Raw genomic sequence first — 20,016 nt, 5'->3', positions numbered from 1 at the left:
CACGCATGACGATCGCCGTTCTCAACCGCCTCGCGGACCTCGACATCCGTCGAGACCGGGGGTCGGGTGTGGTGGAGACCATCATCATCGTGGCCGGATTCGCCGGCCTGGCCTTCACCGTCTACCTCGCCGTCGCCGGGAAGGTGAACGGCTGGCTCAGCAAGATCCCCGGCTCCAGCGGACCATGAACCGGCGCAACCGGGCCGGAGGTCTTGGACGGGAGACGGGATCGGCGACCGTCACGGCCTCGATCGTCTTTCCCGCCGTCGGCGTGCTGTTCCTCGGCCTACTGCAAGCGGTCATGGTCTCGGTCGCCCGTGACGTGGCGCTGTCATCGGCGGAAGAAGGACTACGCGTGGCTCGCGCCCGACACGGCACCGCAGCCGACGGCCGCTCCGCCGCCATCTCCTTCGCTCACGCCGAACCCGTCCTGCGTTCACCGGACGTGACCGTGTCCGGAGACACGACCATCACCGTCCGCGTCGCTGGAAGTGCCCCCTCGATTCTGCCCGGCGTCGATATCGCCATCAGCCGCACGGCACGGGGCGCAAGAGAACGCTTCACCATCGAGCAGCCATGAGGAGCAGTAACGGGCAGAGGGGACCGTTGCGCGCGAGGGACGCCGGGAACGCCGCCGTTGAGGTGGCGATCCTCGCACCGCTGTTCATCACGTTCCTGGCCGGGCTGCTGGTGGCGATGCGCGTCCAGCACGGCGGCGCCGTCGTCGCCCAGGCCGCCGCCGACGCGGCCCGACACGCCTCCATCGCCCGAACCCCCGCCCGAGCCCGCGCGGACGCGACATCGAGCGCCATGGCGACGCTGAGTGACCGGGGACTGCACTGCCGCCCGACCGTCCAACTCGACCTATCCGGTTTCCACCGTTCGGTGGGCCAGGCCGGGACAGTGTCGGCGCGGATCACCTGCGTCATCCGGCTCACCGACGTGGCGCTACCGAGCATGCCGGGATCACGAACCGTAACCAAGACTCACCGGTCCCCTGTCGACCCCTATCGGGGAAAGACGCGGTGACTGCCTTGCCCTCATGGATCAGCCGTTACCGACAGCGCCTTAACGACGCCGGCAGTGTGAGCATCTTCGCCATCATCCTCACCCTGGTAGTGGTGGTGTTCTTCGGCGCCGTCGTCGACTTCGAGCAGAAACTCGAAGCCCGCCAGGACGCCACCACCGCAGCCCAAGAGGCCGCCCGCGCCGGCGCCGGGCGCGTCGACCTCAACCGCGCCTACACCGAGGGTGCGTTCACCATCGACCGCCGTGCCGCAGTCCGCGCCGCACGCGACTACCTGCGGGCGGGCGGCTACACCGGCACGGTGACCGCGTCCGGAACGCGCGCCATCCAGGTCCACGTCACCATCACCCGGCCCGCGCTTTTCCTACCCGTCATCGGAATCAGCCACCTGCGTGCCGACGGTGCCGCAACCGCGAACCTGACCACCGGAGTGCGAGGACCCGCCCAGCCATGACCCACGCCCGACGCACCCGCGCCACCGAGATCCTGCGAGGACTCGGCGCCCTCGCGGTCTTCGCCCTCCTGCTGGTCGGAGTCCCAACCGGCCTGTACATCGTGGCCGGCTCGCCCATCCCCGAACACGTTCCGGCCTGGGACCAGATCACCGCCACACTGCTGCGCCCCGACACCGACAACCGGCTGTTCCTGACGGCGGTAAGGCTGCTCGGCTGGACGGCCTGGACTCTGTTCGCCGCCACCACCTGCACGGAAACCATCTGCTACCTGGCCGGACGTACGACTCCTTCCCTGCCGCGTCCGGTCCGGCCCCTGCAACTATTGGCACGGGATCTGGTCGCAACCGCCACCCTCCTCTTCGGCACTGGCGCAGCCCTGTCCGCACCGGCATCGGCGACCGCTCACGCCAGCACAGACACACCCTCAGCGCACGAGCCCAGCGTCTTCCCTCCCCAAAGCACGGAGTGGGAACCGCTGCTCAGCGACGCCACGCCCCAGACACCAGATCCCGACCAGCAGACGTGGCGGACGCGGATCATCCATCGCGGCGACACCCTGTGGGGCCTTGCCCGTCGCGCCTACGGCTCGGGCGACCACTACCTCGAGATCTTCAAGGCCAGCCGCATCGTCGACCAGCCCGACGGAGTACCGGCTCTCACTGACCCCGACGACATCCACCCCGGCCAGCGCGTCAGGATTCCCCAAGCCGGCAAAAAGACGGCCTCTCCACCACCGGCCCGCAACCCGGGCTCTGCGAAGACCAGCGGTCCTTCAAAGCCCGGGCAGAGCCGAGAAGGCAGCCATGCGCCGCGCGCTCCACACACCGGATCCAGCGCCACGGCGGAGGGGCCGTCGCAGGTTCCAAGCCCGATCGTCGCACCGCCAGAGGAAAGCTCGCCCGCCAAACCGCCCCAGCCCAAGCTGCAGAACGCGGAGGAGGACCGCCCGTCGTCAGCCATCACCCTGCCGTCCGGTTCCTATCTCGGCCTCGGCCTCGCCGCCGCGCTCAGTCTCGCCGTAGCCGCCACTCGCCTGCACCGCCGCCGCAGCCGTCCCCTCGCCGACACCGCGGACGTTTCCGCCAGCCCATCGGGTCCTCCGGAACCGGTCGCCAAGGCCCGCAAAGCCCACTTGGATCGTGTCTACGCCGATCACGACGCCCCGATACCGTCCGACGCCGAGCTGGTCGGCCAAGACCGCACCGCCCCAGCAGCCGACCACATCACCCTGGGCACCCGCGACCGCACGGCAATCACGCTCCCGCTGCCCGGGCTGAACCTGGGCCTGGCCGGAAGCGGCGCCCAGGGTGCCGCTCGCGCGGCCACCACCGAGCTCCTCGCCAAGGCTCACCGCGACCGCGCCGAAATCCTCATCCCACGGCCCGACGCCCAGATCCTCTACCCTGACACCGCCTTCACCGGCGTCCCAGGGCTCACCATGACGCCCACGCCGGAGGCCGCCATCACACAGCTCGAGGCCGAGGTTCTTCGTCGCGCCCGGCTTCTGGAAGCTGCCAGTGAGACCGATCTGGCCGCCGTACGCGCCACCGACCCGGCCGAGCCCCTCCCCAACCTCCTGCTGGTCGCCGCGATCCCCGAAGCGACGGCACCCACCGTTCACGCCATCACCCAGCTCGGTCGCCGCTACGGAATCGGTGCCCTCATCCTCGGCCCCTGCTCAGCAGGGACCACCGTGCACCTCTCCGACGACGCCACCGTCGTACAAGCCGACGGCCCCCACGCCGACAGGCTCACAGGAACGAGACTGTTCCATCTGACCGGCGACGACGCCAAAGCGATGCTCGACACCCTCCGCACCTCAACAGGCGCCTCCCCGCCCCCCCAAGCCCCGCAACCCAGGACGCCCCTCGACGAGGTCAGCGCCCCCAACAAATCGGACACCAAATCCCAGCCCCTCCCGCAGCCCCGGCCCAGCGGTCGACAACGATCATGTCCCGTCTCCCTGCAACTGCTCGGCCCAGTTCGCATTCACACCGCAGACAGCACCATCACCACCGGCGTCCGCCGCAGCGCCCGCGACCTGCTCGCCTACCTGGCCCTACAACCCAACGGAATCACCCGCGACCAGGCCATCGGCGCGCTGTGGCCCGACCACGACCCCGAGGCCGCCGCCAACCAGTTCAACACCGCAACCGCCAACATCCGCAAGACCCTGCGCACCGCCACCGGACTCCGTGAACCCATGTACGTCATCCATACCGCGGGCAACTACCGCCTCGACACCGACCTCATCGACACCGACCTGTGGCGCCTGACCAAGACCCTCGACCACGCACGGCACGCCACCACCGACCCCGAACGCATCACCGCGCTCACCCCTGTCACCGACCTCTACACTGGCGACTTCGCCACCGACCTCACCCACGACTGGGCCGAGACCTACCGCGACCACCTCCGCTTCACCGTCACTGACGCCCTCACCCGCCAGGCCCGCCTTCTCCAGCACGACAAGCCTGACCTGGCCGTCGCTGCCCTAGAACACGCCATAACCCTCGACCCCTACGCGGAGCCCCTCTACCGCGACCTCATGCAACTCCAAGCCCAACTCGGCCATGCCGACGCCGCCCAACGCACCTACCAGCTCCTGTCCACCCGCCTCGCTGACCTCGACACCGAACCCGACGACCGCACCCACCAACTCCTCCGAACGCTTCAAACACCCCCGCACACATGACGGATGGTGTAAGTCCCGCGCTCGGGTGAACACTTCCGCGGACACGCGAGCGCGGTCTGAGCAATTCCGCGATTCAGTGGACAATCGCAAGGCAGCTGGTCATCGTCGAGCCAGTGCGGAACTGACGTTCTCGGGCCGGTTCAGATGGATACGTAGGTCTTGTTCGACCTAAGCTCGAAGAAGCGTTCGTTTAGGAGCTCGACCAGATCGTCGGTATCGGTGAGCTTGCCGACGTCAGCGCAGGTAATCACTGTGATCCGGACCTGGTTGGCCAGTTCCAGATGGATCGCGTCATGCGCCCGGTGGCCTGGGGCGCCGCTCAGCCCTGCCCGGGTGACCAGCAGCCCGTCGGTGCCGGAGCTGTAGCGGATCTTGGCGGCGAAGTCGCGGATCTCGCTCGCGGAGGTGGATCGCTGCTCGTTCTTGCACTCCACCGGCAGGTACAGGTCGGAGAACGGGAGGCCGCAGACACCCGAATGGCGGATCCAGAGATCCTTCTCATCGCTGCGGGTGTGGTCGAGGATGTTCTTGGCGCGGATGGTGACGCCGGGGATCTGGCTGAGCAGGTAGTCGGTCAAATGCTGGAGGTTGTTCCCCTTGGCAGTGGTGTTCGCGGCAGTATCCAGCCCCTCGAGTTCCCGCTGGATGCGCGCCACGTCGTAGGGGGTCATCCGGCCTGGTGCGCCCATCGGTTGCGTCCGCTGTTGAGAAGCACGGCGAGGTTGGTACGTGCAAGAGTGTCGGCTCCGATCGTCGCGATCGCAGAAACCGCGGTAATGCTCCAGTCGGGCTCCCGTGCACCGTCGACGACGATCAGTCCAAGCACGCACTTATGGGCGGCGAGTATTTCCTGAAGGTGCTCCTTGGCAGTAGCTGCACTGTCGTTACCTCTGCCTGGTTTGAGCTTTCGTTTGACCTGGATGAGTACGGGGTTGAGGCTCGGATGGGGGAGCCCGTCGACCCAGACCGCTAGGTCGTACCCGGTGTCAGGCGCCTGGTCTAGCCTTTCGGGGGCGACTCGCGCTCCCTGCTCCTTCAAGATGCTGGCCACCTTCATCTCGAAGGTGACACCGACCGCCGAAGCGGGTGGGCCCTGAATGGCGTGGGCTGGTTTGAGACCGGTGCCGGGATCAGCCGATTGCGCCTCGATCAGCGCGTGGAGGGTCTCGGTTAGGCGGGTGCCAGCTGCCTTTTGATCACCTTTGACCACGATCGTCGACAGGTCTTGGAGCACCGGTCCGATACCTGTAGCGGCATCGGCGTTCGTCGCTAGGATGACCACCGGCAGGCCCCGCCCCAAGGCCGCGCCGATCTCCAGGATGACCGCGGGACCTACAAGCGGCCGGTCGACAATCGCGACCAGGGCGGTGCATCTGCTCAGCCTGGAGGCCAGGCTCCGGGCCATTCCGCCTTCGGTGACTTCGGTCCAATGCATAGGCTGGAATCCGCCACCGAGGAGCATCAACGAGACTGGTCCGATGTCTGTGCCCAGACCTGCAGACAGGAAGACGAGAGGGCGGCGGGAGTGGGTTCTAAAGGGGGGCGCAGTATCGCTCACAGACCCATCATCCTATCCTCGGCCGGGGCCCGGCCGCGACTTCGATCCGGCTGCATTCTTGGGCCTCCTCCTGAGATCGGCCGCGAGAGCAATTAGCACCGCCACCAAAGTGAACATGGTGCAGCATAGACATCAACAGTGACGGCCCCAACGGTTCATAATTCCGTCTCACCGGTCTCCACAAGGAGGGATTCAGGCAACTCGGCGGCACAGCGGATTCCGGTCGCATCCCTCCAGATCAGGATCCGGTCGGGCACCGTGGGCATTGAACCGTAACGCAAGTCTTGATCTCACATGTAGAAGGCGTAGCGACCTTGTGGGCGGTCTTGTGGGTTGAGATGGCGCAGGATTTGTCCGACTCGGTCCGCGGTGCGCAGGGTGATCGGCTCTCGCCCGTCGAGTTGGGTCTGGTTCCAGTTCATTTTGGTGAGCGCGAGCAACTCTTCGGCCAGGTATTCCGGGCTGGACTCGGTCTGGATCATCCGGAACGGCAGCGGGGTCGGGATGTACATGCCGGGATAGGCCCCGTAGAAAGGGACGCTTCCTCGGGTGTAGAGGACGTGCTGGCTCGCGTCCAGGCTGAGCAGGGTGCCCCGTAGAGGCGGGTGCGTGGCGGGCCGGAACAGCCGTACCGGGTCGTGGCCGGGGAACCAGAGCAGCTCGACGGTGTCGATGTCCGCGGTTTCCGCAGCTGCACGGAATCCGGCGATCTCTTCAGGAGTGTAGGAGGAGGTCTTGTGCAGCACGACGCGGGCGGGCAGGTGCCGATGCTCCTTGCGGTAGCGGCCGAGTGCGTCGGATAGGAGGGCGTGGGCGTCGTTCTCGTTGAGATGGGGTTGCTTGTCATGGTGGGAGACCTTGGCGGGGGCTCCTCGTACGATGACGCCGTCGCCGCGCTGGTTGAAGACCTGGGCGACGCTGGTTTCGAGGGTGGTGTGATCGCCGCTGCGGTAGAAGGTGACACCGACGTAGCAGCTGTCGAGGTCGGTGGATTTGCGCGGTAGGCGCCAGGGCACGCCGCCGGCCTTGTAGTAAAGAGCGGTGTGCAGGTTCCATGCCCGCGTCGCCTCATCCTGGAGACGCGGCTTGTCTTTGCCGGGGGGCATGTAGGAGGGGTCCCAGGTGGTGCGTCGGATGAGCTGGATGGGGCGGCTGTAGCGCATGGCAGCGGCTTTGAGTAGGGCGCGGAAGTCCTCAACCGGTACAGCAGGTGGTGCTTTCTTCCAAGGGGCCTCCGGATCAATCTCGGGCGCGGGGCGTTCGGGGAGGTGCTCGGGCCGGGCGATGAGGACGACGTCGCAACCGGGTTCTTCATCGAGAACGTCGAGCTCCGCGGCGTAGAGATCTACGGCGGCCTTGACCGCGGCTTGGGGCGGCAGGTTGGCTAGATGCTTGAGATCGCGGTCGCGGATCGGCCGTTCCAGGCGCGAGTCCCACACGAGGGTGGAGCGGAAGCCGGCGCTGGTGTCGAAACCGGGGAACGGGACGAACAGCCGCCCGAGGCGGCTGTCCTTGGCAGCGATGGGCTGGCGGCATCCGTCTAGCCAGCGGCGCAGTCCTTGGATGGACGCGGGAGCACCGACGATGCCGACGCGGATGGTACGCAGAGCGGTGTTGGTGGCGTCGGCGGGTCCATAGTCGGTGATGCCGTGACGCGGGTCAATGTGGCGGGCGCTGCCGCTGAACTCCAGCGGCGGCTCGTCCAAGACGGTCAGGTTCACTGCTCCACCTCGAACAATGTCAGCTCGTCGGTCTCAGGAGATTCCTTGCCAGCCGACTCGTCGATGTCGGTCTCGCGAGGGTCAGCCAACCATGAGGCGTCGTTGATGGCCCGGTCGGCGGTGAAGTCCAGCAGGCCGCCATAGGTCAAGATCGTCTCGTGAGGTTCGAGGACTCCTTCATCGCCCAGGAGGTAGGTCGCCCACATACGGGTGTGGCCGTGGACGGCGGGGTTGCGGTCGAGTTGTTTGATGCCGGTTAGATACTCCGACAGGAACAGCGAGTCGCGGTAGCCATCTCGGGTGTAGTGGAAGGTCGGGCTCAGCGCGCAGTACCACTCGTCGCCGAACTGAAGGAATCTCCATTTCAGGGCGGCGTGTTTGCAGTAGCTGATCTCCTCTGGCTTGTTCTTCTTGAACTTTGGGTGGAACACTAGCCGAGCTTTTCCAGTAGCCCCGCGAATCTGGCGCTGCTTGAGGTCAGCAGTGGCCCGAAAGTAGACGATCTTGCGTCCGTTGTGCCAGTCGCAGTCGATATTCACGTCGCGTTGCAGGGCGTAGTTGAGGAGTTGCACGAGCCAGCGCTGCCGAGCGAGGTCGCTGGCCCATTCTGCCGACTCGATCGCGTCCGTGGCGCCTTTGGTGACGTGGCCAAGCGCGGTCTCCTGCGGCGGCAACCAGCTATAGAGGTATCCGCGTCGCAGGATGAAGTCGCGTCGCAGGTCTGCGGTGCCGGTCTCCTGCTGCCGTGCGATCACCTCGCGAGGATCAGCGATCGTGGTTCGAGCGCGATAAAGGAGCGCGGGAATGGTGACCTTGAGGAGGTTGCTGGTCAGAACCTCCTGCCGGTCGTCGGCCACCGCGACGTGAGCGTGGCCGTGCGGGTCGGCGAGGTTGAGCAGCCGGTGGGCCGCACTGTGGTCGAAACTCTGCGTGCGCTTGTCGAAGTCGATGCGGCCTGACGCGCGATGGCTCGGGTCGCCGAACCAGCTCTGAATGTGCATCCACCACGCCTGGCCGGCCTGCGGGTGAGAGCAGATCAGCAGAACGGGATTGTCGGCGCTCATCCAGTAGTCCACGTCAGCCTGTTTGCACAGATAGTGGAAACTCTGGTCGTTCTCTCCGGGGAAGGGCCGGTCGCTCGCCTTGCTCTGGACGAAGATCACCCTGTTGGCGACCTCCCCTGTCGACGGGTCGCGCAACTCGATCTCACCGTCGACCCCCGCATCAAGGGTTCCAGTGCGCTCATGCCACACGAACCCCATCGTGTTGACCATCTGGTGAATGAGCGCAACCCCGCTGTCACCGATGTGCGACCCCACACCGATCCTCTTCATCCGCGCCTCGCCGTCGAGCCCCGACCGCGTGTCCTATTCCTCCGAGCCGAGCTTGGATTGGACATCCCACAACCCCCCGTCACGTTGCCCCGAATGCTACGCCGTGGGTCTGACAAAGCAGGAGAGTGCAGACTGGTTGGCCATGATCTCCGCGGCGGATGCGATGGTGGTCCCGCCAGCAGTGAGCGCGGTGACTGGGCGGAGCGAGTGTCGACTGCCCAGAATCGGCGGAACCTACCGTTTCGTCGCTTGATCATCGAATGCGGACACCCAGGTCAGCGAGTCCTGGTTGGTCGTTGAGCTACGGAACCTACTGATGGTGGCGTTCATCAGCGCCGACGCACTGCCGAACCCCTCCCCCACAAAACCCGGTGCCCAAGTGACTCTGTGGCCGAAGTCCGCCCGACTCGAGAGGCCTGTTAGGCGCGAGGTGGGCGCGGGCCTGGCCGAGCATCATGGCTGAGGCGTCAACGGCAAGGAATCGTGCTTGCGGGAAGCGGGTGAGCAGAGCACGGGTGGGCCGTCCGTTGCCGCAGCCGATGTCGGCGACCACCGGCGCACCGACGTCGTACCGCTTGGCCGGGAGGATGGCGGAGGCGAGCAGGTCGGCTGCGGTTTCGCCGACGTGCAGGCCGTGCGTCTTGGCGCTCAACAGCGCATTGCTGCGCCGTTCGATCCGGCGGCGATCGGCGTGCAGGCCGGAGATCTGTGCCGGGTCGGTGAACGGCCGCTGGGCGTTCGAGTCCGGCTGCCCAAGGAGGGAGGACGGCATCGGGTCACCGCCTCTGGGCGGTCAGCGGACGGTGCGCTCCAGTTCCGCGGTGAGGCGGTTGGCCTCGCGGCGGGACCGCACGATGAACACCTCGGCGTCGCCGGCGTGATCGCCGAGCAGGGCTCGTACCCGCGGCGCCATCTCCTTGCGATAGCCCCAGACGTACTTGATGAAACCCCAGTTGACGGTGTCGTAGACGCCGTCGTTGTGCTGGCCGCCGCGGTAGCGCCAGCGTCGTTGGGCGATGCCCCACAGGCAGGTGATGCCGGGGAGGTCGAGGAAGATGACGTGGGTGGCGCGGCGCAGCCGGATCGGAAGGGTTCCGGCGTAGTTGCCGTCGATCACCCAGGTGTCGGCGGCCACCAGTTCTTCCTGGATCGCGGCGAACTTGTCCTGCGGCAGCTTGTTCCACTCGTCGTCGTAGTACACCGCGTCCAGGTGCGTGATCGTGGTGCCGAGCGATGCGGCGAGGCGTCGGCCGACGGTGGTCTTGCCACTGCCTCCACAACCGATGATCGCGACTCGCTGGATGGCTTTCATGTGCATCGACGGTACCGAGCACCGGCCGGTGACGTGGCCGTACTCGCCAGACGAGCATTGCCTGTCGGAGCGATGACGACGACCTGCCGAGTTCGAAGCGTCCGCCCCCGGGCGGGAGCCCCAGCCCATCGCCGTCAGGGCGCTTGGCGCCAGTCAGGTCCGCGGTCGGGTGGTTCGGACGATGACGCGGGCGTGCTGCTTATCGGCGATGAGAAGCCCATCCCCTCGTGGCGTGGTCGCGGCCGGGTGGACCTCGATCCAGATGTCGCCGCCGGAGCGGCTCTCTTGTTCCCATCGGTGTATCCGGCCAGCGAGATCGGCCGCGACCTGGTCGCCGAACGGCCCGTAGGAACAGACACCTAGTTCGAAGACGCGTCGCCCGCCGGGACCCGCAGGAGCGGGTCGCATGGTCAGGTAGCCGATCGTGCCGTGCTGGATCACTGCCATGCTTCCCCACCGGTACATCGGTTCGACCAGCCCGCCTGCGTCGGCGCCGCCGCCGGTCAGCAGGCGGCAGAACCCTTCCAGGTCGGCCAACCAGAACTCGACGTCACCGACGGCGTCCTCGGCAACGTTCACGCCCAGCCAGTGGTGCACCGGCGGATGGTCCAGCGCGGCGCGCAGGGCGTCGGCGTCCACCCTCATCCCGTCGTCCAGCCGCACCGACACCTCCGGGTCGTCGCAAAGCCGGATGGTGGGCTCGGCGCAGTACCCGGCACCGCGCATCGGGATGAAGCCGCAGTACTGCAAGGAACGGCTGACCAGGAAACCGTCCTGGCGCTCCAGCGCCACCGAGCGTGTCAGCCCTCGTATCCGAAGCGGCACCACGATCCGCCCGCCCGGCGCGAGCTGGTCGGTCCAGGCCGCCGGCACATCCCACGCGCCGGCGGTGACAATGATCCGGTCGTAAGGGGCGGCCTGACGGTAGCCGTACTCACCATCGCCGCACGCCACCCGAACAGCGCCCAATCCAGCAGCAGCCAGCGCAGTTTCGGCGCCGTCCACCACGTCCTGGTCGATATCGATCACCGTGACGCCCCCGTCCGGACCCGCTAGATACGCCAGGAGGGCAGCGTTGTAGCCGGTGCCGGCCCCGATCTCAAGGACGCGGTGGCCGGGCTGCACGTCGAGCTGCTCCAGCATCTGCGCGACCACCGGCGGGGCCGATGCCATGCTGCGCGGCCGACCGTCGGCGCCGGGATGAGTGACGACGCCGTCCTGAGCGTAGGCCGCCTGCACGGTGGCGCCAGGGAGGAACAGGTGCCGCGGCACCGTGCGCATCGCGGCCTCGACCCGCCGGTCGTGAAGCGACCCCCACCGCACCAGCTCGTCGACCATCGCGTTACGCAGAACCACCGGTGACTCATCGGCCGCGACGCTACTCATCCAAGGAAGGGTAGGCCCCGAACGCTTCGCGAAGCGGGGATCCAGCGAAACCACCGCGAGTCTCGGCGGCGGGAAACGCGGAGAGCTGCGGACGTCCCGCAGCCAGCTTGCCGCCCGGAGGGCTGGGGATGGTGACCTGGTAATCGGCCAGGCGGCTCGCCTCACGGAAGCGGAAGGCGTGCGGGTCAAGCAGGACCCAGCACGACGTTCAGCGACGCTGCGGCGAGTGCGGCGAGGTCTTCACCGCTGGCGGCTGCGTACAGACTGGACCCAAGTCGCGCCGACGTCCATCTGACCACAACCACACGCTCCTCAACGCGCACCTGCACAACCACAGTCAAGCGGACGATCCCAGCGGCAGTGGCAGCACCAGCACGTCGAACAATGGAGCGTCTGGCCAGTTGGGACGCAATTGGCTAACTCTCTCCCAACCCCAGGACGAGTAGGCGCGGTATGCCGTGACGTTGTCGGCTTCCACCAAGAGGGTCGCCCGGGTCTCCGATCGCTCACCAAGGAGGGCATCGTGCAGGGCATGGGCGATTCCTTGGCCCTTCCACTGATCACCGACCATGATCTCTGAAAGAGCGAACGTCCTGGCGCCGTCTTCCAAAGCGAAGCCCGGCTCCGGGACCTCAAGGAGGCCACACCACCAGGCGGTGTCGGGACCGAGCGGCCAGCCCCAGGTTTGCCCAATGGGCTGGCCGTCCTCGAAGGCCATGACCATGTCGAACCCGCGACCGGAAGACGTGTAGGCGTCAAATCGCGTGATGAACCGTTCGGGCGAGTCGAACGGATCACCACTGGCGATGGCATCGACGTAGGCATCCCGGTAGATCCCCTCGACGATGCCACGGATCTCGCGAGCCTGCTGGGCATCGAACCGGCGAAACTCAGGTGATGTCATGTCGACGACGATACTTTTGTGGCGAGACCGTCCGCTACGGCCCCATACCGGTCGTGGAAGTCAGAGTCGGCATCGGCCAGAGGCTGAAGGGCTTTGAGCGCCCGGACCGACCCCACGGACTTCTCCAGGTCGTTCAACGTCACATGCCCTGTCTCCAGTGCGCTCGCGATGTCGCCTGCCGCCAGCCGGGTCTCTGCCAGCGTGGCCCGGTAGAAGGTCCTGTTCCGCAGTGCGAGGGCGGGATCATCAAGCACCTGTTGGAGCAGCCCAGTCGCCTTCTCTTCGTAACCGAGGATGGAAGCTACCCGCGCCTCGTGTCCCAACAGTTCGGTCCACGTCACGAACCCCAACGATTGCCACTCGTCGGGATGACTGCCTCGATCAAGTTCACGCTTGGCAGCGCCGATCGAGGCTTGCGCTCCTGCCTCATCAGCCAGCAAAGCTCTGACGGTCGCGGTCCGCATGTCGATGAGCGCATGAAGTTTCGGCGAGGGATGATGTTTTGCGGAGTCCGCCGCGATCTTCAAAGCGCGCAGTGCTTCACGCGCAGGCCCTCTCCGCTTGCTGATCCGCGCGAGAGCAGTGGACTGCATCGCCATCGTCGCGTAAACATGGGCGCGCAATGCCGAGTCCTCGCCACTGTCGGCGAGCGTCGCTGCCTCCTGCGCGAGTCTGCGGGCCAGCGCGATATCTCCTGCATCGAACGCCAAGAAACTCGTGCAGTTGGCGAGATGAGCCCCTGCCCGCATCAAGCCGAGCCCGATTCCCTCGGTGTAGTCGCTCTCATCCAGCATCGTCTTAGCTCGACCGACCAGCTTCAACGCCTGCATGAGGAGGTTGGCGCCGCCGACACTCCAGTCTCGGGTCCACAACTCATCGGCGCAGGTCTTCAGATAGTTGACGTGCGCCCGTCCGACCCGGTTCGGCGGGACGAACCCATCCGGCAGGAACGCCGAGGCCGTCAGCGCCAACAGACCCCCGTTGAAGGTCCTGCGATCCATGCCTTGCTCCTTCGAGGCCCACTGCAACACAGGCCCAGTGTCTGGCTGGCCGAGGACGAGTGGTACCAGTGCTTCACGCGGCATGCAGATCGCGTCGGCCCATGCGAGCAGCTCGCGTATGTCGTACAAGGTCCGACGTTCACCCGACTCGATCCGCGTGACTTTGGTCTTTGTCCAGCCCGGCACGAGATCAGCCATCTCTTGCTGTGTAAGCCCGGCCGAAGAGCGCACCAACGCAAGGACGCCGCCAAGATTCATTTCAGCGAGGGCCCTGCGCATCGGTTCGGTGTCCCATATCCAGACAGGCGCGCTGATGCTGTGACTCTCCGTAGCCCGCCGGCAGAGGCTGCAGACCGGCTCGGGGTTGTAGCGCGAGAGCAGCGTCTTTCGGCACCCGGGGCACAGCTTTGAATCCGGCATCGGCTCGGCCTTCCCAACGCGGGAGACATACGTCCTCCACACCACGCTAGGGGGCGGACCGTTCCTCCGCTACCAGCCCTGTTGCCAATGTGGCACCAGCCAGCGATCCGGCCATGTGCCGAACTGGTCGTTGTATGCCTCTTGGAGGCGTGGCTGGCTTGTAAGCCTCACCCGTAAGTCGGGAGGCACATGGTGACCCAGCCAGACCACGAGGCGATTCTCCACCTGACGGCGCTTGCCGAACGACTCGATGAGACTGCCGACCTGATCGTCGAACGCACTTTCGGGCAAGTTCCTCCGGAACTGTCGATAAGGAACACGAACATGCGCGACGGGCGTGTTTGGGAGCTTTTGTCAGGTTCCGTCCAAGTCGTGGCCGACCGCGGCAAAAGCTGGTTCGCATGGGATGACGGTGACCGAATCACCCTCACTGAACACGTGGACGCAGCTGCCGAGCGAGTGAGGCGCGCGCTCACGGTGTCCGAGTTGGTTCAACCATGCACACAGCCAAGGCACTCGCGCACTCCTCACCCATGACTACGGCGGCGGGGAGACCGTCCCACACCGGATCCCCGTCGCCGTCCGCACCCCGTCTTCGCCAACAGGGAAACAGCATGAACACAACGACGGACGTCTCTGACGCCATCGCGCGGGCCAAGGCACCGCTGAAGCGGGACTTCCCGAACTGGAACATCGTCCACTCCAGCGCCGACCGCTGGTGGGCCTTCCTCGACCCGAAACGGCGTGGGAGGGACACGGCCCCCACCCGGACAACTGCGGTGGACGCCGACACGGCCGAGGGGCTCTACAAGCTGCTCGCTGCGGCGGAGTCATGATGATCCCGCCCGGTCTCGCCCGCGACTTCACCCGAGCCTGCGAAGCAGGCGTCTACAACTTCTACCTGGGCGGCAAGAGCTGGACTGCGGCTGACAGGGAGACCGCCCTTGCTGTCATCCGGACTTCCGCGGACGCGCCGGCGGTCGCGAGGGAGAACTTCCTGTTCGCCAGCCGCGCCGCTTCCTGGGCGGTCGCCGAGTACGGCATCAGGCAGGTCTTCGACATCGGTGTCGGCATTGTTGACGACGTGTCGCTGGACTCGGTGGAGACCTGCGTTCGCAACGTCGCCCCTGACGCCGTCGTGCTCGCCTACGACAACGACGAGGTCGTGCTCGCGCGCGCCCGCGCCCTTCGCACCGGCTACGGCCGTGTGCTCGGCGGTGACGTCACCGACCTCGACAGCATCTTCAACCACCCTGACCTTGAGGGGCGCATCGACCTCACCGCGCCGGCGGTCGTGGTCCTGGCCGCCGTCCTGCACTTCGTCGACGACCCCGCCGCCGTCGCGGCTGGCCTGCGGGGCCGTCTGGCCCCTGGCAGCGTCCTCGTGCTGTCCCACGCGACTAAGACCCGCACCAGTCAGGCCCGCGTCAGCGGAATGACCAAGGCGTACGAGAAGGGCCGCAGCTCGATCATCTTCCGCGAGGAAGAGGACATCGCCGCACTCGCGGACGGCTGGGACCTCCTACCGCCCGGCCTGGTCGACGTGCAGCTCTGGTCCCCCGACGGCAGCTATCAGGGTGAGCTGTACGAGACAGTTCGTGTCGTCGGCATGGTCGCCCGCCTCCCTGGCCCTCAGGGGTCAGGCCATACGCCGGGTGGTGCCCGGTGAGCGGCGGTATGCCACACGACTGCCGCTCCGCTGAACGTGGTCTGAGCGGATACGACCCCGACCAGCCTGCGATGCCGCGTTTGTGGACCTTCTGGGGCGGCGGGAAAGACTTCAATCCGGCAGATCGTATCCTCGGCGAAACCGTGGAAGCGCAGTGCCCGCAGATCACCTCGATGGCCCGGCATCGGCTCGCGTTCCGAACCCGCGCAGTGCGGGCCATGGTCGGCGAGTGCGGCATCGACCAGCTGCTGGTCGTCGGCGTCGACATGCCGATGCACGACGAGCCGCACTTCATCGCCCAGTCGATCAACCCGCGCGCCCGAGTGGTGTACGCCGACGCTGACCTACTGGTGATGCTCCACGCCAACATCTACTACACCAGCAGCGACCTCGGCGCTTGCGGATTCGTGCAGGCAGGGCTGGACAACCCCCGCGCGGTGCTGAACGGCGCCACCGCCACGTTGGACCTGGAACGTCCGGTGGCCGTGCTGTTGATGAACAGCTTGGACGTCCTCGCCGAACCCCAGGCGGTCGCGGCCCTGGCCGCCTTCCGGGCTGCCCTGGCAGCCGGCAGTTGCATCGCCTTCTGCCATCTGACCGCCGAGCACGACCACAGCCTGACCGCGCTCGGGAGTCTCTGCGCCGACATCAGCCCCGGCCCGCCACGCGTCCGGAACCCCGCAAGTCTTGAGAGATTGTGCGCCGGGATGGTGATGATCCCACCGGGCCTGGTCCCGGCACCGGTATGGCGTCCGGACCTCGGCCCGTGGCCGGTTCCCACCGACGTGGATCTGTGGTGCGGCGTTGGGGTGTTGCCGTGAGGCCCCATCTTCCTCAGACGGCGGTTCGGCTCAGCGGCGCTGAACCATTCGGGCAGGCTCTCGACCACGCGCGTGAGCTGGCCAGTCGTCTCGCTGCTCGCGGGTTGCGCGCTTCGACTGCGCCGCTCGCGGGGGGCCCTGCGGGTGCGATAGCGGTCACCGCGCAGCGTGTGGACGTCCACCCGCATGTGGGTCGGCTGGTGGCGCTGCTACCGGGCCCCGGTGATCCCGGCGAGTTGTACTGGCATTGGCAGCGGCCTTTCTTGGGACGTCAGTGGATCGGGGCTCGCTGGTTCCAGGCGTTCCGTCCGGCCGACGCTTACGACGACACCGCCGACGCCATCGTTGCGGTGATCGCGGCTGACCTGCGTGCCCGTGCCCGTCTGCTGCACGCGCCGGCCGCCCGGCTGGACGCGGCTGAGGAGCCCGACAGTGAGGTTCTGGTCTACGTCGGGCACCGGGTGCATTCACTGGTGAGCCGGATGCTGGAGCGCCTCAAGGCCATCGAGAACGACCTGGAAGATCCCGATCTCCTCGCGGATCTGTACGGAATCGATCATCTGGCGACCCAGCTGCGTCGCGCTGCCGCGCGGTCGGCGGTGCTGGGGGGCCGTACCGCGCGGCGCGCCTCCGCGCCGATGCCGATCTCGACGGTGCTGCGTCAGGCGATGGCCGAGGTCGAGGCGTACCAGCGGGTCCGGCTGACGCTTCCCAACGACGATGTGGAGATTCCGGGTTACGCGGGCCCGGATGTGATCCACATCCTGGCCGAGCTGGTGGAGAACGCCACCCGGTTCTCCAGCGGCGCAGTGCGAATGGCGACGGTCCAGACACCCAAGGGCAGCCTTGGCGTGGGGGTCCAGGACGAGGGCGAGCTGGCATTGTCGGCGCAACGACTTGCTGCGCTGCAGCGAATTCTGGACGCGCCGTTCCAGATTTCCCTGCGAGAGCAGGTCCAGCAGGGGCAGGTTGGGCTGCTGGTGGCGGCGCGGTTGGCAGCCCGGCACGGCATCCGGATCGAGCTGCGTCCGCAGTCGCCCGGGATGCACGCGCTGGTATTCCTGCCCCACACCCTCCTGAACCCCCCGGCCCCCGCTACCGTGCTCCCGCAGAACACCCTCCTCCGCCGCGCCCTCGCCCCGACCGGCCCTTCGGCATCCCCTCCAGCGCCGCCGCCGCCCGCATCGGCCCCAGCCAGTGCTACCGCGCAGGGACCACCGGCGGGAGAGCCGCCCTCATCCGCTGCGCCGTCCGCGCCGCCGGTGCCGCCGGTGCCGCCGGGCGGTCGGCCCCCGCTTCCCCGACGCCCCAAGACGGGAGTCGTTCCGGACGCCGTGCCACCGCCTCCCGCCGAGCCCGCCCCGGTGCCGGTGCCGGTGCGGCCGCCGTCACCGGAGCTGGTGGCGCGCTTCACCACCGGGGTCCGGCGCGGCCAGGCCGAGCAGCGCCTCGACTCCACCGACGGGCCCGAGAGCGGCTGACCTTCGCTCCTGAGCCGCGGCCATTCCACATCCATGGAGAGAATCCGATGACGACTCCCCCACCATCGCCCCCCGCAGCAACCTCGACAACGAAGGGTGACTTGGCCTGGCTTCTGCAGGAGTTCACCTGTCGGGTCGCCGGTGCGACCCACGCCGTGCTGGTGTCGCGGGACGGGCTGAAGATGGCGGTATCGGGCTTGGACACCGCTGCGGCCGACCGGGCCGCCGCGTGGATGTCCAGCCTGCACTCCCTGGCCCGGTCCGCCGGCGCCCTGATTGGAGCCCCGGACGGGGGTTTCCGGCAGCTCGTCATCGAGGACGCCGGCTTCCTGGTGTTCGTCGTGAGCGCCGATTTCGCCGCCGCGACCGGGCCCAGCCTCAAGCCCGATGCCGAGTCCGGTCTGGTCGGCTGTGTACTCGGCGTCCTGGCCGACCCGGACGCCGACGTCGGAATGGTCGGCTACGAGATAACCCTGCTGGTCAAGAGCGTGTCCGAGCACCTGACCACCGCGACCCGCGGCAGCCGTCACACCGACGGGGGCCGGTGACCATGCCCGAGCCGGCGGGTGACGACCCGCACCGCCCTCCAGGTGCCCCCGCCACGGCGGCCCTGGCCGGCGCGGCTGGTGCGCCGGAATGGGATCAGGCGTGGGAGACCTACGACACCGAACAGGTACGCCCCTACGCGATCACCGGCGGCCGGACCAGCCCGCAGCACGCGATGCGGCTGGTGACCCTGCTTCAGGCCGCGGACAACGCACACGTCCACGGGCTCGGTCCCGAGTCGGCCCAAGCGGTCGAGCTGTGTCGGGAGCGGCCGTGCCCGGTCGCCGAGATCGCCGCCCGCCTCGGACTCCCCGTACAGGCCGCCAAGATCATCATCAGTGATCTGATCGACCGCGGTGCCCTGGTCATGGCCCTGCCCGGCCCGGGAGCGTCCGACCGACTGCAGTTGCTGGAAGCACTGCGGTCCGGCCTGGAGACGAGGCTGTCTGATGTCGCCTGACCGCGCGGAGACCGCTAGACCCAGGCGAGGCGATCCCGCGCCCCTGGCGGCGAAGATCATCGTCAGTGGCGGGTTCGGTGTCGGCAAGACCACCATGATCGGCGCGGTCAGCGAGATCGATCCGCTGACCACCGAGGAGCAGCTCACCGTGGTCAGCGCCGGCGTCGACTCCCTGGTGGGCGTGGAGGACAAGACCACCACCACCGTGGCGCTGGACTTCGGCCGCCTCACCTTCGAGCGGCAGCAGATCGTGCTGTACCTGTTCGGCACACCCGGCCAGGACCGCTACTGGTTCACCTGGGACGACCTCACCTACGGCGCGGTCGGCGCCGTGGTCCTCATCGACACCCGCCGGCTGCCCGACAGCTTCGGCCCCATCGGCTACTTCGAGCAGCGCGGCATCCCGTTCGTGGTCGCGGTCAACGAGTTCGCCGACGCCCCGTACCGCTACACCCCCGCCGAGGTCCGCCAAGCCCTGAACATCCCCGGCCACGTCCCGATCGTGCGCTTCGACGCCCGCGACCCTCACTCGGCCATCACCGCACTGCTCGATCTGGTCGACCACGCACTCGCCCACACGCACACAGCAGAGCAGCCGCACCAGCCCTTCGGAGCATCCGCATGAAGTACGACCCCGATGCTGGCCTGCACGTGCCCACCTGGCACGACGCAGCCGAGCAGCGCATGAAACTGCTCGCCGAATACGGCCTCGGCGAGCCGGACGCCGAGTTCGACCGGTTCGCCGCCCAGATCTCCGACACCTTCGCTGCCGAACTCGGCGAACACGGCCAGAACCTGTACGCGATGGTGAACCTGTTCACCGAACAGGAACAGACATTCGTCGGACTGCACAACCCGCCGGGCATGCGGGCGGTGGACCGGACCATGCGGCCCGATCACGGGTTCTGCCCCGAGATGCTCGACCGCACCAAGGCGCTGATTCTGGCGGACGTGTGCGCCAACCCGCACTTCGCCTCCAACCCGGTGGTCGACAAGCTCGGGGTCCGCACCTACGCCGGCGCGCCACTCATCCACGAACCCACCGGGACCGTGCTGGGCACCGTGTGCGTCATCGGCACCGATCCACTCCCCCGGGACACCGGGCAAACCTCGCTCGCACTGATCAAGCGTCACCGTGACGCACTCCTGGACGTGCTCGCGCAGCGAGCCGACACTCGCGGCCGCCACAGGTCCGGTGGCACAAGCGGCTGATACCGGTCCCCGGC

Annotated in this window: 22 protein-coding genes; 13 read left to right on the top strand and 9 right to left on the bottom strand. The window is 67.3% G+C overall.

Going from position 1 to position 20,016, the window contains the following annotated elements; all coding sequences use genetic code 11:
* Window positions 1-5: 5 nt before the first annotated feature.
* From ACQEU6_RS32260 to ACQEU6_RS32240, 5 genes are read left to right on the top strand one after another with little or no spacing between them, the layout of a single operon-like run.
* Window positions 6-188, top strand: a complete 183-nt coding sequence (locus tag ACQEU6_RS32260) for a hypothetical protein (RefSeq protein ID WP_499336887.1) — start codon at window positions 6-8, stop codon at window positions 186-188.
* The gene (locus ACQEU6_RS32255; protein WP_499336885.1) at window positions 185-580 is read left to right on the top strand and encodes a hypothetical protein; all 396 of its coding nucleotides are present in this window, start codon (window positions 185-187) and stop codon (window positions 578-580) included. Before ACQEU6_RS32260 ends, ACQEU6_RS32255 begins: the two co-directional genes overlap by 4 nt.
* A gap of 26 nt (window positions 581-606) precedes the next feature.
* Entirely contained in the window at window positions 607-1,029 is a 423-nt protein-coding gene (locus tag ACQEU6_RS32250; RefSeq protein WP_499336884.1) for a TadE/TadG family type IV pilus assembly protein, read from the top strand.
* A 56-nt stretch (window positions 1,030-1,085) separates the two neighbouring features.
* Window positions 1,086-1,481 carry a pilus assembly protein TadG-related protein gene (locus tag ACQEU6_RS32245; RefSeq protein WP_499336883.1) on the top strand — a complete coding sequence of 132 codons (396 nt, stop codon included), beginning with the start codon at window positions 1,086-1,088 and terminating at the stop codon, window positions 1,479-1,481.
* Window positions 1,478-4,177, top strand: a complete 2,700-nt coding sequence (locus ACQEU6_RS32240; RefSeq protein ID WP_499336881.1) for an AfsR/SARP family transcriptional regulator — start codon at window positions 1,478-1,480, stop codon at window positions 4,175-4,177. Before ACQEU6_RS32245 ends, ACQEU6_RS32240 begins: the two co-directional genes overlap by 4 nt.
* A gap of 140 nt (window positions 4,178-4,317) precedes the next feature.
* Here the strand turns inward: ACQEU6_RS32240 and ACQEU6_RS32235 are convergent, their stop codons facing one another.
* The 9 genes from ACQEU6_RS32235 to ACQEU6_RS32195 all read right to left on the bottom strand — a co-directional run bounded on the left by ACQEU6_RS32235 (window position 4,318) and on the right by ACQEU6_RS32195 (window position 13,651).
* Entirely contained in the window at window positions 4,318-4,848 is a 531-nt protein-coding gene (locus ACQEU6_RS32235) for a hypothetical protein (protein ID WP_499336879.1), read from the bottom strand.
* The gene (locus tag ACQEU6_RS32230; RefSeq protein WP_499336878.1) at window positions 4,845-5,612 is read right to left on the bottom strand and encodes a hypothetical protein; all 768 of its coding nucleotides are present in this window, start codon (window positions 5,610-5,612) and stop codon (window positions 4,845-4,847) included. The genes ACQEU6_RS32235 and ACQEU6_RS32230 overlap by 4 nt, the downstream gene beginning before the upstream one ends.
* Before the next feature lie 413 nt (window positions 5,613-6,025).
* The gene (locus ACQEU6_RS32225) at window positions 6,026-7,456 is read right to left on the bottom strand and encodes an argonaute/piwi family protein (protein WP_499336876.1); all 1,431 of its coding nucleotides are present in this window, start codon (window positions 7,454-7,456) and stop codon (window positions 6,026-6,028) included.
* Window positions 7,453-8,790 (bottom strand): DUF4365 domain-containing protein, encoded by a 1,338-nt coding sequence (locus ACQEU6_RS32220; protein WP_499336875.1) that lies wholly within the window; start codon window positions 8,788-8,790, stop codon window positions 7,453-7,455. The genes ACQEU6_RS32225 and ACQEU6_RS32220 overlap by 4 nt, the downstream gene beginning before the upstream one ends.
* 310 nt (window positions 8,791-9,100) lie before the next feature.
* Window positions 9,101-9,562 (bottom strand): class I SAM-dependent methyltransferase, encoded by a 462-nt coding sequence (locus tag ACQEU6_RS32215; protein WP_499336873.1) that lies wholly within the window; start codon window positions 9,560-9,562, stop codon window positions 9,101-9,103.
* A gap of 21 nt (window positions 9,563-9,583) precedes the next feature.
* Window positions 9,584-10,102: a P-loop NTPase family protein gene (locus ACQEU6_RS32210; protein WP_499336871.1), complete on the bottom strand. Its 519-nt coding sequence runs from the start codon at window positions 10,100-10,102 to the stop codon at window positions 9,584-9,586.
* A gap of 153 nt (window positions 10,103-10,255) precedes the next feature.
* Window positions 10,256-11,488: a methyltransferase, FxLD system gene (gene fxlM, locus ACQEU6_RS32205; protein WP_499336869.1), complete on the bottom strand. Its 1,233-nt coding sequence runs from the start codon at window positions 11,486-11,488 to the stop codon at window positions 10,256-10,258.
* A gap of 337 nt (window positions 11,489-11,825) precedes the next feature.
* Window positions 11,826-12,392 (bottom strand): GNAT family N-acetyltransferase, encoded by a 567-nt coding sequence (locus ACQEU6_RS32200; protein WP_499336867.1) that lies wholly within the window; start codon window positions 12,390-12,392, stop codon window positions 11,826-11,828.
* Window positions 12,389-13,651 (bottom strand): helix-turn-helix domain-containing protein, encoded by a 1,263-nt coding sequence (locus ACQEU6_RS32195; RefSeq protein WP_499340409.1) that lies wholly within the window; start codon window positions 13,649-13,651, stop codon window positions 12,389-12,391. Before ACQEU6_RS32195 ends, ACQEU6_RS32200 begins: the two co-directional genes overlap by 4 nt.
* 776 nt (window positions 13,652-14,427) lie before the next feature.
* Here ACQEU6_RS32195 and ACQEU6_RS32190 point away from each other — a divergent pair.
* From ACQEU6_RS32190 to ACQEU6_RS32155, 8 genes are all read left to right on the top strand, one after another.
* Window positions 14,428-14,649, top strand: coding sequence for a hypothetical protein (locus ACQEU6_RS32190; RefSeq protein WP_499336865.1), 222 nt, complete (start codon window positions 14,428-14,430; stop codon window positions 14,647-14,649).
* Window positions 14,646-15,482: an SAM-dependent methyltransferase gene (locus tag ACQEU6_RS32185; protein ID WP_499336864.1), complete on the top strand. Its 837-nt coding sequence runs from the start codon at window positions 14,646-14,648 to the stop codon at window positions 15,480-15,482. The genes ACQEU6_RS32190 and ACQEU6_RS32185 overlap by 4 nt, the downstream gene beginning before the upstream one ends.
* On the top strand, window positions 15,479-16,303 hold the full coding sequence (locus ACQEU6_RS32180) for an SAM-dependent methyltransferase (protein WP_499336862.1): 825 nt from the start codon (window positions 15,479-15,481) through the stop codon (window positions 16,301-16,303). Before ACQEU6_RS32185 ends, ACQEU6_RS32180 begins: the two co-directional genes overlap by 4 nt.
* A 200-nt stretch (window positions 16,304-16,503) precedes the next feature.
* On the top strand, window positions 16,504-17,784 hold the full coding sequence (locus ACQEU6_RS32175) for a histidine kinase (RefSeq protein ID WP_499336861.1): 1,281 nt from the start codon (window positions 16,504-16,506) through the stop codon (window positions 17,782-17,784).
* A 101-nt stretch (window positions 17,785-17,885) separates the two neighbouring features.
* Window positions 17,886-18,332 (top strand): roadblock/LC7 domain-containing protein, encoded by a 447-nt coding sequence (locus ACQEU6_RS32170; protein WP_499336859.1) that lies wholly within the window; start codon window positions 17,886-17,888, stop codon window positions 18,330-18,332.
* Window positions 18,333-18,334: 2 nt separating this feature from the next.
* Entirely contained in the window at window positions 18,335-18,790 is a 456-nt protein-coding gene (locus ACQEU6_RS32165) for a DUF742 domain-containing protein (protein ID WP_499340407.1), read from the top strand.
* Window positions 18,780-19,415 (top strand): GTP-binding protein, encoded by a 636-nt coding sequence (locus ACQEU6_RS32160; protein ID WP_499336857.1) that lies wholly within the window; start codon window positions 18,780-18,782, stop codon window positions 19,413-19,415. Before ACQEU6_RS32165 ends, ACQEU6_RS32160 begins: the two co-directional genes overlap by 11 nt.
* Window positions 19,412-20,002: a GAF domain-containing protein gene (locus ACQEU6_RS32155; protein WP_499336855.1), complete on the top strand. Its 591-nt coding sequence runs from the start codon at window positions 19,412-19,414 to the stop codon at window positions 20,000-20,002. The genes ACQEU6_RS32160 and ACQEU6_RS32155 overlap by 4 nt, the downstream gene beginning before the upstream one ends.
* Window positions 20,003-20,016 lie beyond the last annotated feature (14 nt).

The sequence above is a fragment of the Spirillospora sp. CA-108201 genome, from assembly GCF_050936235.1.
GTDB lineage: Bacteria > Actinomycetota > Actinomycetes > Streptosporangiales > Streptosporangiaceae > Spirillospora.
This window is presented reverse-complemented; position numbering and strand designations above follow the sequence as displayed.